This window comes from Neoroseomonas soli, from assembly GCF_018129065.1.
Classification (GTDB): domain Bacteria; phylum Pseudomonadota; class Alphaproteobacteria; order Acetobacterales; family Acetobacteraceae; genus Neoroseomonas; species Neoroseomonas soli.
This window is the reverse complement of sequence record NZ_JAAEDM010000012.1, coordinates 13,378-27,695: the sequence shown is the minus strand read 5'-3', so window position 1 is coordinate 27,695 and position 14,318 is coordinate 13,378. Positions and strand designations below refer to the sequence as shown.

10 protein-coding genes are annotated in these 14,318 nt (G+C 72.0%); 4 read left to right on the top strand and 6 right to left on the bottom strand.

The genetic code is table 11. The features are described from left to right. Positions 1-17: 17 nt before the first annotated feature. Positions 18-2,450 carry a recombinase gene (locus GXW76_RS06870; RefSeq protein WP_211861260.1) on the bottom strand — a complete coding sequence of 811 codons (2,433 nt, stop codon included), beginning with the start codon at positions 2,448-2,450 and terminating at the stop codon, positions 18-20. Between the two features lie 152 nt (positions 2,451-2,602). Here GXW76_RS06870 and GXW76_RS06865 point away from each other — a divergent pair, with 152 nt between their 5' ends. Then, a complete protein-coding gene (locus GXW76_RS06865) occupies positions 2,603-3,988 on the top strand; it encodes an aspartate aminotransferase family protein (RefSeq protein ID WP_211861259.1) in 1,386 nt (461 codons plus the stop codon). A gap of 2 nt (positions 3,989-3,990) precedes the next feature. Then, the gene (locus GXW76_RS06860) at positions 3,991-4,788 is read left to right on the top strand and encodes an RMD1 family protein (RefSeq protein WP_211861258.1); all 798 of its coding nucleotides are present in this window, start codon (positions 3,991-3,993) and stop codon (positions 4,786-4,788) included. 3 nt (positions 4,789-4,791) lie between these two features. On the opposite strand, the gene GXW76_RS06855 is transcribed toward GXW76_RS06860, so the two are convergent. From GXW76_RS06855 to GXW76_RS06835, 5 genes are all read right to left on the bottom strand, one after another. Beyond that, a complete protein-coding gene (locus GXW76_RS06855; protein WP_211861257.1) occupies positions 4,792-5,775 on the bottom strand; it encodes a zinc-dependent alcohol dehydrogenase family protein in 984 nt (327 codons plus the stop codon). Between the two features lie 11 nt (positions 5,776-5,786). After that, a complete protein-coding gene (locus tag GXW76_RS06850) occupies positions 5,787-7,172 on the bottom strand; it encodes an amidase (RefSeq protein ID WP_211861256.1) in 1,386 nt (461 codons plus the stop codon). Then, positions 7,169-7,363, bottom strand: coding sequence for a hypothetical protein (locus GXW76_RS06845; RefSeq protein WP_211861255.1), 195 nt, complete (start codon positions 7,361-7,363; stop codon positions 7,169-7,171). The genes GXW76_RS06850 and GXW76_RS06845 overlap by 4 nt, the downstream gene beginning before the upstream one ends. Before the next feature lie 72 nt (positions 7,364-7,435). After that, on the bottom strand, positions 7,436-10,240 hold the full coding sequence (locus GXW76_RS25965) for a hypothetical protein (RefSeq protein WP_211861254.1): 2,805 nt from the start codon (positions 10,238-10,240) through the stop codon (positions 7,436-7,438). Positions 10,241-10,367: 127 nt separating this feature from the next. Beyond that, positions 10,368-11,534: a pyridoxal phosphate-dependent aminotransferase gene (locus tag GXW76_RS06835; protein WP_211861253.1), complete on the bottom strand. Its 1,167-nt coding sequence runs from the start codon at positions 11,532-11,534 to the stop codon at positions 10,368-10,370. Between the two features lie 67 nt (positions 11,535-11,601). Between GXW76_RS06835 and speB the strand changes: the two genes are divergently transcribed. Further along, on the top strand, positions 11,602-12,498 hold the full coding sequence (gene speB / locus GXW76_RS06830) for an agmatinase (protein WP_211861252.1): 897 nt from the start codon (positions 11,602-11,604) through the stop codon (positions 12,496-12,498). A 570-nt stretch (positions 12,499-13,068) separates the two neighbouring features. Next, on the top strand, positions 13,069-14,301 hold the full coding sequence (locus tag GXW76_RS06825) for a type III PLP-dependent enzyme domain-containing protein (protein ID WP_211861251.1): 1,233 nt from the start codon (positions 13,069-13,071) through the stop codon (positions 14,299-14,301). The last annotated feature ends 17 nt before the right edge of the window (positions 14,302-14,318 follow it).

The window sequence follows — 14,318 nt, the reverse complement described above, 5'->3', positions numbered from 1 at the left end:
GCGGAGAGGGCTTGTCCCTAGATCGGGCAGACCCCCGCCTCGCATTGCAGCCGCGCGAGGTCCACGGCCTCGGCCACGCCGGGATCGCGGATCCTGCCGACGATGGCGCGGAAACGGTCCTCCGGCACTTCCTCCTCCGGCAGGTATTCGTAGCCGAGGTCGCGGTCCGACCGGCTCGGCAGCACGGCGCAGCAGCGCAGATGCGGCTGGTGGGCGCGCAGCAAGGCGCGGAATTCGTCGAGCCCCACGCGATCGGTCGCGATCTTCAGCGTGTAGGATACTTGGTTGCCGCGCTCGGCACCGATCCAGTGGCGTTCGAGCAGGCCGAGCCAGCGGTATTGCTCCTCCGGCGTCGCCTCCGGCGCCGTCACTAGGCGGTCCCCGATGCCCAGGCGCTGGATCAGCGGCAGGGTCGGGAAGCCGACGACCGTGACGCCGGGGAAGGTCTCGAGCGCCCGCACCGGGTAGCCGCGCGCGGCATAATCCGCGATCAGCGGATCGCCACCCGGCAGCCAGCCGCCCTTGCCGTCCGGCCCGCCGCGGAACTGCACCCAGCGCAGGTATTGCCGGCGCGCGGGTAGATGCGCGCCCTCGGTCAGTCCGAACAATTTGCTGGTGGTGCCCGCGGGCTTGATGGTCGTCACCGTCGCGGGCGACGCCATGCCGAGGATGGCGGCATAGGACGTCGCCTCCTGCTTCGCCGCCGCGGAGAGTTGCGCGAGCATGTCCCAGAAGGGCTTCGCGCGTGCCTCGTCCAGCAGGTCGCGGAAGGCCAGGCCGAAGCGCGCCCAGGCCCATTCGTGCAGCCCTGTCGGCCCGATGCCGATGCGGTTGGTGCGCGCCACCTCCGCCGCATAGAGCGCATCCATCCGGTTCACCCGGACCAGGAAGCGCACGCCGAGGCGCACCGCATCCTCGACCCGCGCATCCCAGGCGCGCGCGACATCCTCCGGCACCGCGCCGGGGACCAGCGCCTCCAGCGGCACCGGACAGGCGAGCAGCGGCGCGAAATCCGAGATCACGCAATAGCCGCCGGTCACGTGCAGCACGACCTCCCCGCAGGGATTGGTCGTGACAGGGAAATGCGCGGTCGCGGCGCGACGCGCGACCTCCCCCAGCAGCGCCGCGCCCTCATCGACGCGGTAGCGGGAGGATCCGGCCTCGGCGGTGGCGGGCTTCTGCCGCGCGAAGCCGGTGCGCGCGTCCTCCAGCCGGTCGCCGTTGATGAAGCCGGGCTCCCCGTTGAGGTAGGCGCAGGCCGTCGCCGCGGCGAAGAGCGCGCGCGCATGCTTCGTCAGCAGATCATCCGGGTCCGCACCCGGCTCGAGCCGCGCCCAGAATTCCGCGTCCACCATCAGCGAGTGGTTGGCGGTCCAGAGGCCGCCCTCCGCCTTCAGCCGTACGAAGCGCAGCGCGCCGGGGTCGCGCCAGGATTTCGTCGCCATGCGGGCGGCGCGGCGGGCGCCGCCGACCTGCACTTCGGTCGAGAGGATATGGTCCGCGCGCAGCGCCTGTTCCCAGGGGCGCATCGCCTCGCCGTCCGGGTCGCGGTCGCGCGCGGTCTCGATCACCTCCCGCCGCAGGTTGATGAAGGCGCGCAGCAGCGAGAGCGGCCCCGAGGCGGGCCGCCCCTGCATGCCATGGATCGGCGCTCCGAGCGGCCGGATCTCCGACAGGTCCAGCAGCAGCACGCGGCCGCGCTCGCGCCGGAAGGCCATGCCTTCCAGGATCTCGACCGCCTTGGCCCAGCCTTCGCGGCTGTCGGCGAGGCGGTGGTGGATGGCGCCCTCCGGCACGCGCGCGAGGTCGTGGACCAGTTCGCGTGCGAGGAAGCCGCGGACATCGGCTTCCTCCGCCTCGCCGAAGGATGCGGGGCCCATGCCCCAGCGCAGCAGGCCGAACTCGACGCCGAAGCGGTGCAACCCGGCGCGGTCCTTGGGCCAGTCGGGATGCGAGGGGGCGAGGTAGAGCAGCAACTCCGGCGCCTCCGCCCAATCGACCGGGCAGAGCGCGTCGTCATAGGCACGCCCGACCCCGGCGCCGTTCAGCAGCAGGTAGAACTTGGTGAAGGAGGCGCCGGCGGTGGCGCAATTGGTGAAGACCTCCATGTTCCGCCGCGGCTGGTTGGCATCGCCGTGCTGGAGGTGCCGGCCGGAGGTGATCAGCGCGCCGGTGGCGATGGCGTTGCGCAACCGTGCCTGCTCCAGCCGGTCGGATGCGGCCGGCGGGCGCCCGAGCAGGCCCAGGCTGCCCACGGCGACGCGGTCGGCGACGCGGCCAAAATCCTCCCCGTCCTCGGCGCGCAGCACGGTGCGGCGGGCGACGGCCAAGCCCATGCCGGGGTCGAAGGGGCGCGCGGGCAGCGGCGCTTCTCCGAAGGCGGCGCCAGGCGGGGACGCATCGGTCGGCGGGGCCGGCGCGGGTGCCGGGGCGGTGGCGTGAAGGTCCATCCTTTCCTCGGCCGCCGCGGGCGGATCCGCAGGCGACACCCTGCATATAGCGTCGTTGGGTGGGGATTCACACCACATCTCGCCACTCCGATCCCATGGACAGGCCGCGCCCGGCCGCGCAGGCTAGTGGCCACACCCGCACGGAGGCCGCCATGGACAGCATCCCGCCGACCAATTCCCCCATCGTCGCCGCCTTCATCGCCCATACGCCGGGCAGCGCGGCCGCCTATGCCGAGGCATGCGAGCACTTCCCCGGCGGCGTCACCCACGACACGCGCTACGTCCGCCCGCATCCGCTCGCCATCGCGCGCGCCGCGGGGCCGCGGAAGTGGGACGTGGACGGCAACGAGTACGTGGACTACGCGGGCGGCCACGGGGCGTTGATCCTCGGCCACGCCCATCCGGCGGTGACGGCGGCGGTGGCGGAGCAGCTCGCCAAGGGCACGCATTACGGCGCCAACCACGCGCTGGAGAACCGCTGGGCCGCGCTCATCAAGTCCATGGTGCCGAGCGCGGAGATGATCCGCTTCACCAATTCCGGCACCGAGGCGACGCTGATGGCGCTGCGCGTGGCGCGCGCCGCGACGGGGCGGAAGAAGCTGCTGCGCCTGCGCGGCCACTTCCACGGCTGGCACGACCATGTGGCCTTCGGCGTGACCAACCACTTCGACGGCACGCCGACGCCGGGCATCCTCGAAGGTCTTTCGGACAACGTGCTGCTGGCGGACCCGAACGACGAGGCCGGCCTCTCCGCGCTGATGGCCGCGCATGGCAGCGAAATCGCCGCCGCGATCCTTGAGCCCACCGGCTCCACCTACGGCCAAGTGCCGCTGCGGGAATCCTTCGTCCACCTCCTGCGGGCCGAGACGGCGAAGCACGGCGCCGTGCTGGTGTTCGACGAGGTCGTGACGGGCTTCCGCGTCTCGAAGGGCGGCGCGCAGGAAGTGCTCGGCATCAGGCCGGACCTGACGACGCTCGCGAAGATCCTCGCTGGCGGCCTGCCGGGCGGCGCGGTGGTCGGGCGGCGGGACCTGCTGGAATTGCTGGACCTGGAACGCGCCGCGGCGCGCGGCGTGGAGAAGATCCCGCACCAGGGCACCTACAACGCCAATCCGCTGTCGGCCGCGGCCGGCATCGCGACGCTCGAGATCCTGCGCGACACCGACGCCATCGCCCGCGCCCACGCGACCGCCGCCACGCTGCGCGGCGCGATGAACGCGGTGCTGGACGAGATGTCGGTGCCCTGGGCCGTCTATGGCAGCCACACCGGCGTGCACATCTTCACCAACTGGAAGCGTCTGCCGATCACGCCGGCCAGCTTCGACCCCCTGGCGATGGGCTATGCCGACCTCAAGGTGCCGCGCGGGCTGCAGACGGTGACGCGCCTGCTGCTGGCCATGCGAACCCATGGCGTCGATTTCTCGCCCTGGCCGGGCGGGCCGGTTTCCGCCGTGCACGGGCCGGCCGAGGTGGATGCGACCATCACCGCCTTCCGTGCGGCCTTGCGCGACCTGCGCGCGGAAGGGGAGATCGCCTGACCATGCCGAATGCGCCGCGCCTTTCCGCGCGCGCGGTGCTGCTGGGCGAGCGCCTGGAGCATCGCGGCCTGGCGCGCGAAGGCGTGCCGGCGGCGGACCCCGTGCCGCTCGCCACGCCGGACGACTTCGCGGCCTTCGCCTTCCGCTGGGGCGCGGTGGTCTTCATCGGCGCCAGCACGGAGCAGGAGGCGGCGATCCTCGCCATGCTGAAGCCGCGGGTGACCAACCCGCTGCCGGTACCGGTGGAGGAGGTCGCCCAGATCGAGACCGGCGCCGAGCAGGACGGCATCGACGCGCAATCCGTCATCCGACTGCGCGACATGGACCCTTCGCGGCTCGCCGTGGTGGCCGACGCATTGGCCAAGAGCGCGGCGCTGGCGCAGCAGGAGGCGACGCTGACCCAGGCGATGGACCGCATGGAGCCTTCCGTCGCCGCGCTGCGCCATGAAGGCCGGCTGGTCTTCGGCGCGCGCGCGCTGCACCGGCAGATCGGCGCCGCGCTGCACGCCCGCAGCCGCACCGCGGCGCGCGTCGAGGCCGAGGACAAGCCCGAGGTGCTGTGGGACAACCCGCAGCTCGAACGGCTCTATGCGCGCCTCGCCGACGAGTACGAGTTGAAGGAGCGCAGCGCCGCGCTCGACCGCAAGCTGTCGCTGATCGGCGACATGACGGAGACGCTGCTCTCCCTGATCCAGTCGCGCCGCTCGATGGGGCTGGAGATCGCGATCGTCGCCCTGGTCGGCATCGAGGTGGTCTTCACCTTCTGGGACTACCTAGTGAAGCCGATGCTGATGCGCTGACCGTCAGGGCACCAGCACCAGCGCGCCCTCCACCCTGCCCGCCCGCAGCCGCGCGAGCGCGGCCGGCGCTTCCTCCAGCGGCAATGCCTCCGCCGCCGTGCGCACCGGGATGCGCGGAGCGAGCGCGAGGAATTCCTCGCCGTCCCGTCGCGTCAGGTTGGCGACGGAGCGCAGCACCCGCTCCTCCCACAGGATCGCGTAGGGGAAGGAGGGGATGTCGCTCATGTGGATGCCGGCGCAGACCACGGTGCCGCCCTTGTCCACCGCGCGCAGCGCGGCCGGCACCAGCGCCCCCACCGGGGCGAAGATGATCGCGGCATCCAACGGTTCCGGCGCGGGCGCATCCGACGGCCCGGCCCAGGCGCAGCCGAGCGAGCGCGCGAAGTGCTGCGCGGCCGCATCGTCGCGCCGGGTGAAGGCGAAGACCTCCCGCCCCTCCCAGGCCGCGACCTGCGCGACGATGTGCGCGGCCGCACCGAAGCCGTAGAGCCCGAGCCGCTTCGCATCCCCCGCCATGCGCAGGGCACGGTGGCCGATCAGGCCGGCGCAGAGCAGCGGCGCGGCCTCGACGTCCGGATAGGCGTCGGGGATGGCGAAGCAGAAGCGTTCGTCCGCGACGGTGAACTCGGCGTAGCCGCCGTCGATCTGGTAGCCGGTGTAGCGCGCGGCGTCGCAAAGGTTCTCCTGCCCCCGCACGCAGTAGCGGCACTGCCCGCAGGCGAAGCCGAGCCACGGCACGCCGACCCGCGCGCCGATGGCGAAGCGCCCCGCGCCGGCGCCGCGCGCCGCGACGCGGCCGATGATCTCGTGCCCTGGGATGACGCCCGGCTTGGGCGATGGCAAGTCGCCGTCCACCACATGCAGGTCCGTGCGGCAGACGGCGCAGGCGGCGACGCGGATCAGCACCTGGCCCGGGCCCGGCAGCGGTTCCGCGCGGCATTCCAGCCGCACGGAGCGCGATGCCGCGTCCAGGACCATGGCGCGCATCGCGCCGCGCCCTACGCCGCCATGGCGGGCCGGCGCGTCCGCCAGGTGGTCGCCTTCTCATAGGCATGGCCGGCGCGGAGCACGGTGGCGTCCTCGAAGGGCCGGCCGATCAGTTGCGCGCCGACCGGCAGGCTGTTCGCCCCGAAGCCGGCGCAGACGGTCAGCGCCGGCTGGCCGGTCAGGTTGAAGGGGATGGTGAAGTTGGGCACCTCGAAGGAGGACCACTTGCCCATCTCCTCGATGCGCCGCGCCTCGCCGGGCTGCGCCGCCGTCAGCAGCAGGTCGCAATCCTGCATGGCCTTCGCCACGGCGTCGCAGAGTTCCCGCCGCCGCCGCTGCGCCTGCAGGTAGTCGGCGGCGGAGATGATGCCGGCCAGCGCCAGGCGCTCGCGCAGGATCTCGCCATAGGCGCGGTACTTCGTGCGCAGCCAGGGCTCGTGCACCGCGAAGGCATCGGCGGCGAGGATGAGCCAGCCCGCCGCGTTGAAATCCGCCAGCGGCGGCAGCGTCACCTCCGCCACCGTGGCGCCCAGGCCTTCCAGCGTCTCCGCCACATGCGTGATGCCGGCCGTCATGCCGGGACTGACCGGGCAGTCCTTCTCGTGGAAGTGGCGGACCACGCCGATGCGCAGCCCCCGCACGCCGCCGTTCAGCCCCGAGAGCAGGTCCGGCTTCGGCCGGTTCGCGGAAGACGGGTCTGCCGGGTCATGCCCCGTCAGCGCATCGAGCAGCAGCGCGCAGTCCTCGACCGTCCAGGCGAGCGGCCCGACCGTGTCCAGGCTGTGCGAGAGCGGCAGCACGCCGACGCGCGAGCACAGCCCATAGGTCGGCTTGATCCCAGCCGTGCCGCAGAGCGAGGCCGGCCCGCGGATCGACCCCCCGGTGTCCGAGCCTGTCCCGCCCAGGATCACGCCCGCCGCCACGGCAGCGCCCGTGCCGGAGGACGACCCGCCGGTGAAATGCGCCGTGTTCCAGGGGTTGCGGGCCGGCGGCCAGGGCAGGTCGAAGGACGGCCCGCCCCAGGCGAATTCGTGCGTGGCGAGCTTGCCGAGCATCACCGCGCCGGCCTCGGCCCAGGCGCCCACCGCGGCGGAATCCGCCTTCGGCACATGGTTCTCCAGCACGCGGGAATGGCCGGTCGTCGTCACGCCGGCGGTCTCGTAGATGTCCTTGTGCGCGATCGGGATGCCGTCGAGCGGCCCCTTCAGCGTGCCGGCCATCTGGCGCGCCTCGGCCGCCTGCGCCTGCTTCAGCGCGATCTCCGGGGTGAAGCGGATGAAGGCGTGGATCTCGGGGTTCAGCGCCTCGGCCCTGGCGAGGCGGTCCTTCGTGAGTTCGACCGGAGAGAGCTTCTTGTCCGCGATCAGCTTCGCGGCCTCGGCGATGGTCGGGATCATCGGGCCACCCCCTTCGGCGCGAAGGTCACGGCCATCTCGGCGCCGACCTCGCGCGGGGTGCGGACGCGCTCGGCGAAGCCGAGGATGTGGCCGGAGACGGCGCGGATGCCTTCCTTCTCGGCTTCGGTCAGCGGCAGGCCGTGGCGCGCCATCAGTGCGTCGAACTGGGGCTTGTCCATCGGGTCGGGCATGGCGTGATCTCCTCGCGGCAGGCGGCCAGTATGGACGCCCGTGCGCTTTGGGGAAGCCCGTGCCCGCTCCGCTCAGGTGCCGAAGGCGTAATCCGCGAGCGCCGTCGCCGCCGTGCCCTGCATCGTCAGCAGCATCGTCAGCTCGGCGGCCGACACGGTCGCGTTCGCATCCGCCGCCGTGAACAGGTAGAGCGCGCTCGAGACGCCATTGTCGATGGCGAAGAGCCGCGTCGCCCCGACCGCATAGGCTGCGCTCGCCGCGCCGATCTGCGCCGCTGCCGATGCCGCGTCCAGCCCGGCCGCATCGGCGGTGAACACCACGAGCTCGGCGCCCGTGCCGAAGCCGCCCGGCGCGGCGCGCACCACCGCGCCCTCGATCAGCAGGTCGCCATCGCCGATGGGAAGCGCGGCCTTGCTGACCAGGACCTTGTCGGTGCCCGAGACGAAATCGGTGACGATGTCGCTGCCGATCTTGCTGTTGAGCAGGATGGTGTCGGGGCCGAGGCCGCCGACCAGCCGGTCATTGCCGGCGCCGCCATTCAGCGTGTCGGCGCCGGCGCCACCGTTCAGCGTGTCATTGCCGCCCCCGCCGATGAGCAGGTTGGCCCCGGCATTGCCCGTGATCAGGTTGGCCTGGGTATTGCCCGTGCCGTTCACGTTCGCCGTGCCGGTCAGAACCAGGTTCTCCACGCTGGCCGCCAGGGCGTGTGTGACCGAGCTGCGGACGACATCGATGCCGTTGGTGACGAGGCCCGTCTCGAAGATCTCGACCGCATAGCCGGTGCCGATGATGTAGGTGTCATTGCCCGCCCCGCCGGCCGCCATGTCGAGGAAGCCGCCATTCGCGCCGGCATCGATCGTGTCGTTGCCGAGACCGCCGTTCAGCACATCGTCCCCCGCGCCACCCAGCAGCGAATCGTTGCCGTCTCCGCCGTTCAGGCTGTCCACGCCGTCGCCGCCCTTCAGCGTGTCGTTGCCCGCACCGCCGTCGAGCGTGTCATTGCCGAGCCCGCCATCGAGCACGTCGTTGCCGAGGAGCCCATACAGCCTATTGGCGCCGGCATTGCCGGTGATGGCGTTGTTCAGCACATTGCCCCAGCCGTTGAGGTTCGCCGCGCCGGTCAGCTGCAGGTTCTCGAGGTTGGCGCCGAGCGCATAGGCGATCGAGCTCTGCACCAGGTCGATGCCGGCGCCCGGCTGTTCGATGATGACATCGTTGCGCGCGACGACGTAGGTGTCGTTGCCGGTGCCGCCCTGCAGCGTGTCGAGCAGCAGCGGGTTGGAGACCCGGAACACGTCCGGCAGCCCGCCATTGCCGTCGGTGGTGGCGAGGTTGCTCGCGCTGGACGAGAAGACGATCCAGTCGCCGCCGAGCGAGATCTGCGGTGCCGCATCGGCCTGCTGGTTGCCCTCCGCGCCCGGCAGGCGGGAGACGAGGGCGATTGCGCCCGTGAAGAGGTCCTTCACGAAGATGTCGGCGTAGCCATTGGTGTCGCCGGTCACGAGGTTGGGCGAGAAGGAGCGGAACGCGACGAAGCGCCCGTCGCCGGAAACCGAGCCTTCCTGCGCCCCGATCGCCGAAACCGTGCCGTTCGCGGTGGCGGAGACGAGGCTGAAGGTGCCGGCGGCGATGTCGTAGGCATAGACGTCGATGGCGTTGTTCGTGTCGGCGGCCACCAGCGCCTTGTTGGTGTCGAACACCACCACGCCGCCATAGCCGTTGTCGAAGGCGACGTCGGGCCGAAGGCTGTCGAAGTCGCCGGGCGTGCCGAGGGTGATGTTGGCCAGCCCGCCGGTCGTGCGGTCCCAGACGAAGATGTCGATCCGGCCGTTGCCGTCCCCACTCGTCAGGTTGCTCGCCGCGCTCTGGAAGACGACGTAGCGGCCATCGGCGGAGATCTTCGCGTAGCGGCTCTCTCCATCGCCGTCGCCGCCGGTCAGGCTGGTGGAGATGCGCGCCAGCGCGCCGGTGATGCGGTCCTTGAGGTAGATGTCCTCGAAGGTCACGTTGCCGCCGGAGGCGAGGTTGCTCGACCGGCTCTCGAAGACGACGTAGCGGCCATCGGCCGAGAGGTCGGGATTGGCGCCACCCTCATTCCCGAACACCCCGCCCGCGGTGCGCGAGACCGCCTCGATCGCCGCGGAATTCGTGCTGGCGACAAAGACGGTGTTGCTCGGCGTGGTGGTGGGCGAGAGCAGCTGCGAGGAGCTGACGAAGGCGAGCGAGCGCCCGTCCGCCGAAATCACCGCGTCGCCGGAGCCCGAAAGGCCCAGCGCGCCGGTCGTGGAGCGATGCTCGTCGGAGACCGCGCCCGTCACCATGTCCTTCACCAGCACGTCGGTCGCGCTGTTGCTCGAACTGCCGAAGCCGGTCCAACCGCCCTCGAAGGCGACGTAGCGACCATCGGCGGACACGGTCGCGCCGCTGCTGCCGGTGGGCGAGCCGGTCGGGCCGACACGCGAAACATGGGTCAGCACCGTCAGCGCCTCATTGCCGACGAGCACATCGTTCCCGGCGCCGGTGGCAATCAGATCCGCGCCCCCAAGCCCCCAGACCTGGAGGTCCCCGCTCACCGCGCCCGCCAGCCCGCTGTAGTCGGCGCCGTAGTAATCGGCGAAGGGGTCGCTGCTGCCGTCCCCCACCAGCAGCGCGCCGCCGCCGGCGAAGGCGAGATTGTCGGCATCGAGCTGGTTCAGCGCCACGCCGTCGAGGAAGACCGTCTTGCCCCCGAAGGTGAAGGCCAGGTTGGCCCCGGAACGCAGGAGGCGCACCGTCCCCGCCGTCGCGGTTGGAAGGTCGACATTCAGTACGTCGCTGCCCAGGCTGAAGGCCAAGTGCTGGTTGTTGGCGAGCGTGCTGAAGGTGAAGACCGTCATGGGCGCCGTCCCTCCTGACTCGGAGCCGCCCGGTTCCTGGGCGGTGCGTCCAAGGATTCACGCCGTGGATCCCAGTGTCACGAAAAAGTTACGATCGGGGATTGTCCGGCAGCGCCGCGCGGACGTCTCAGCGCGCCGACAGCACCTCCGCCAGGCGGGTGCAGGCGATGCGCAGCCGGTCCTCGCTCTGCGCGAAGCAGAGGCGCAGATGCCCTTCCCCGCCCGCGCCGAAGGCCGCGCCCGGCGCCAGGCCGACACCGGCCGAGGCGAGCAGCGACTTCGCCAGGGCCAGGCTGTCGTCGCAACCCTCGACGCGCAGGAAGAGGTACATCGCCCCCTCCGGCCGCGGCGCCGTCACGCCCGGCACCGCGCCCAGGATGTCCAATGCGAGGTCCCTGCAAGCCCGGTAGCGCGCCTGGGTCTCGGCGATGAAGGCATCGCCCTGGTCCAGCGCCACCACCCCCGCATGCTGCACGAAGGTGGGTGCGGAGGACATGTTGAACTCGTTGAGCTTGGCGATGCTGTCCATCAGCGCCGGTGGTGCTGCGATCCAGCCGAGCCGCCAGCCCGTCATCGACCACGATTTGCTGAAGGAGTTCACCGAGACGACGCGGTCCTCCGCCGTCGCGATCGAGAGGAAGGACGGCGCCGCGTTCCCGGCGAAATAGAGCCGTTCATAGACGTCGTCGGCCAGGATCCAGGTGCCCGTCTTCCGGCAGTGGTCGAGGATGATCCGCTGCTCCTCCGCCGTCAGCGTCCAGCCGGTCGGATTGCCGGGGCTGTTGAGGAACAGCAGCCGCGTCCGCGGCGTCACCACCGCGAGCAACTCGTCCATGTCCACCCGCCAGACGCCATTGGCGATGCGGATCGGCAGCGGCGTCACCTCGGCGCCCATCACGCGCGCGATGCCGTCCATGTTCGGCCAGGCCGGCATCGGGATGACCACCTGGTCGCCCGGATCGAGCAGCGCCTGGGCCACCAGCATCAGCGCGTTGACGCCCGAGGCCGTGACCGAGACCCGCTCCGGCCCGACCGGCCGGCCGTTGCGGCCGAGGTAGCGCGCGATCGCCTCCCGCAGCGGGGCGATGCCCGGGTTGGGGGCGTAGAAGGTCTCGCCGGCATCGAGCGCGGCCTTCGCCGCGTCCCGGATGAAGCCGGGCGTCACCGTGTCGGGCTCGCCGAAGAACAGGCGGATCAGGCCGGGAATGCCGCGCCCGGCCTCTGCGACCTCCCGGATCAGGGAGCCGGGGATGTCGTCGAGGGCGGCGCGCGGGCCGGGCGGGAAGGTCGTCATGGGGCGCGTCCTAGCGAAGCGCGGCACGCCTGGACAGGGCCGCGTGGGGCGGGCTTAACCTGCCGCCATGGCCACGCCCGTCACCTTCGCCGCCCCGAATGCCTTCCTCGGCGCCCGCCCGGACGACCGCTCCGCGGCCTTCTGCGTCGCCGGCCTGCCGCTCGACATCGGCACGACGAACCGCGCCGGCGCGCGGGACGGGCCGCGCGCCATCCGCGCCGCCGCCCGCATGCTCACCGACGGCCGCCACCCCGTGACGGGCGCCGACCCGACGGCGCTCGACCTCTCCGACCTCGGGGAGTTCGAGATCGCCCTCGGCGACATCCCGGGGAGCCTGGCGCGGATCGAGGAGCAGGCGGCCGGGCTGAACCACCTCCTCGCCTTCGGCGGCGAGCATGGGGTGACATTGCCGCTGCTGCGCGCGCTGACCAAGCGGATCGGCGGCCCGGTCGGACTGGTGCATTTCGACGCGCATCTCGATACGTCCGAGGATAATTTCGGCCAGCGCTTCGCCCATGGATCGGTGTTCTGGCACGCCATCACGGAAGGGCTGGTCGAGCCGCGCCGGATGATCCAGGTCGGCATCCGTGCCCCCGCCTGGCCCGAGATGTTCGAATGGACGCGCGGCCAGGGCGTGACGATCCTCCCGGCCCAGGACGTGCACGAGAGCACCCCCGCCGCCATCGCCGCGCGCGTGCGGGAAGCGGTGGGCAGCGGGCCGGCCTACTTCTCCTTCGACATCGACTGCCTCGACCCGGCCTTCGCACCGGGCACCGGGACACCGGAGATCGGCGGCCTCGCCTCCTGGCAGGCACAGGGGATCATCCGGCGGCTGGGCGGGATCGATTTCCGCGGGGCGGACGTGGTGGAGGTGGCGCCGGCCTACGACGTGGCCGAGGTCACGGCACTCGCGGCGGCGACGCTCGCCTGGGAGTATCTCTGCCTGCACGCCGGAAGCCGCTGACCGAGCGGGCTTTGCCCCCTCGCCCCCCCCACCAGGGGACGACGGTCCCCTGGACCCGCGGATCCTTTCGCCGGGGGTGGCGCCGCCTTCGCGCCGGAGACTTTCCGGCAGCCCCCGGCGGCCTTCCGACTGATATGCGCGCGCATCATGGCGCCCCCGCGCGATTCCCCTTGAACTCGGGGAATGGACTGCATATTTTCCGGCCTGCGCCCAACACGGGGCGCTGACGCCATCGCACGTGCCGCGAGGCCCGCCTTACCGGGCCACAAGCAACGACGGGACGCGTCCTTTGTTCGATCCGGCCATGAGCGTGGGCCGGAAGGTTCGAGGGAGCCGCCTGTGTCGCCTGTCCGCCGCCTTGCGATGGAACCTCATCGCATCAGACGCCGCGCCTGATCCGCAGCGCCGCGCCGCCGTCCCGTCCCTAAGCGCCTCGTGCGCCCCGGGGGTTGCGGGCCGTCGTCCGTGGCGGACCGCCGGCAGGCTCCCTCATTCCCCGCCGCCGCGCCGGGCCAGTCTGGCCCGAGGCGCGGCGGCGGGCGTCCGTCCTTGCCCCGAAAGCCCGATGCGATGAACCAGATCCGTCCCCGCGGCGCCGTCGCGCCGCTTCGCCGCCCCGCTGCTTCCTTCCGCCGCCCCAACGTGGATGCGGTGGTCGCCGCGCTGCGCCCGGAGGAGCCGGTGCACTGCCTGCGCCCGGCCGCCGTCACCGCCGCCGCGCGCGCCTTCGTGGCCGCCTTCCCGGGTGATGTCCTCTACGCGGTGAAGTGCAACGCCGAGCCGACCATGCTGCGCGCGATCGCCGCCGGCGGCGTGACGCATTTCGACTGCGCCTCGGAGGCCGAGGTGCGGCTGGCGCGCAGCCTTTTCCCCGATGCGGCGATCCATTTCATGCATCCGGTGAAGTCCCGCGGCGCCATCCGTGCCGCCTGGACGCAGCACGGGGTGCGCGACTTCGTGCTCGATACGGATGGGGAACTCACCAAGATCCTCGAGGAGACGGGCGGCGGCGCGGGCGATCTCGGCCTGGTGGTGCGGCTGGCGCTGCCGAAGGGTTCGGCGGCCTACGACCTGTCCGGCAAGTTCGGCGCCGCGCCCGCGGAAGCCGCCGCGCTGCTGTGCGCCGCGCGGCCGCACGCGGCGCGGCTCGGCCTGTCCTTCCATGTCGGCTCGCAGTGCCTCGATCCCGCGGCCTGGACGCGCGCGCTCGCGCTGGCGGCGGAGGTGATCGCCGCAGCAGGCGTGGCGATCGAGGTCGTCGATGTCGGCGGCGGCTTCCCGGTCGCCTATCCGGGCAGCGAGCCGCCGGCGCTGGCCGCCTTCATGGAGGCGATCCGCGAGGGCGCCGCGCTGCTGCCGCCAGGCGTGCGCCTCTGGGCGGAGCCCGGCCGCGCGCTGGTGGCGGGCGGTGCTTCCGTGGTGGTGCAGGTGCAGCAGCGGCGGGGCGATGCGCTCTACGTGAATGACGGCGTCTATGGCGCGCTGTCGGACGCCGGGGCGCCGGGCTTCCGCTTCCCGCACCGCCTGATCCGCGAAGGCGGCGAAGCCGCGGCGACGGTGACGCGGGACTTCGTCCTGTTCGGCCCGACCTGCGATTCCGCCGACGTGATGCGCGGCCCCTGGACCCTGCCCGCCGATGTGCGGGAAGGCGACTGGATCGAGATCGGCCAGCTCGGCGCCTACGGCACGGCGTTGCGTACCGCCTTCAACGGCTTCGACCGGGCGCATGTCACGGAAGTTTCCGATGCGCCCATGATGACCACTTCGGGATATGGCGCGGGCGCTGCCGCCCGCGCCGCCTGACCTGCAAGGACACGACC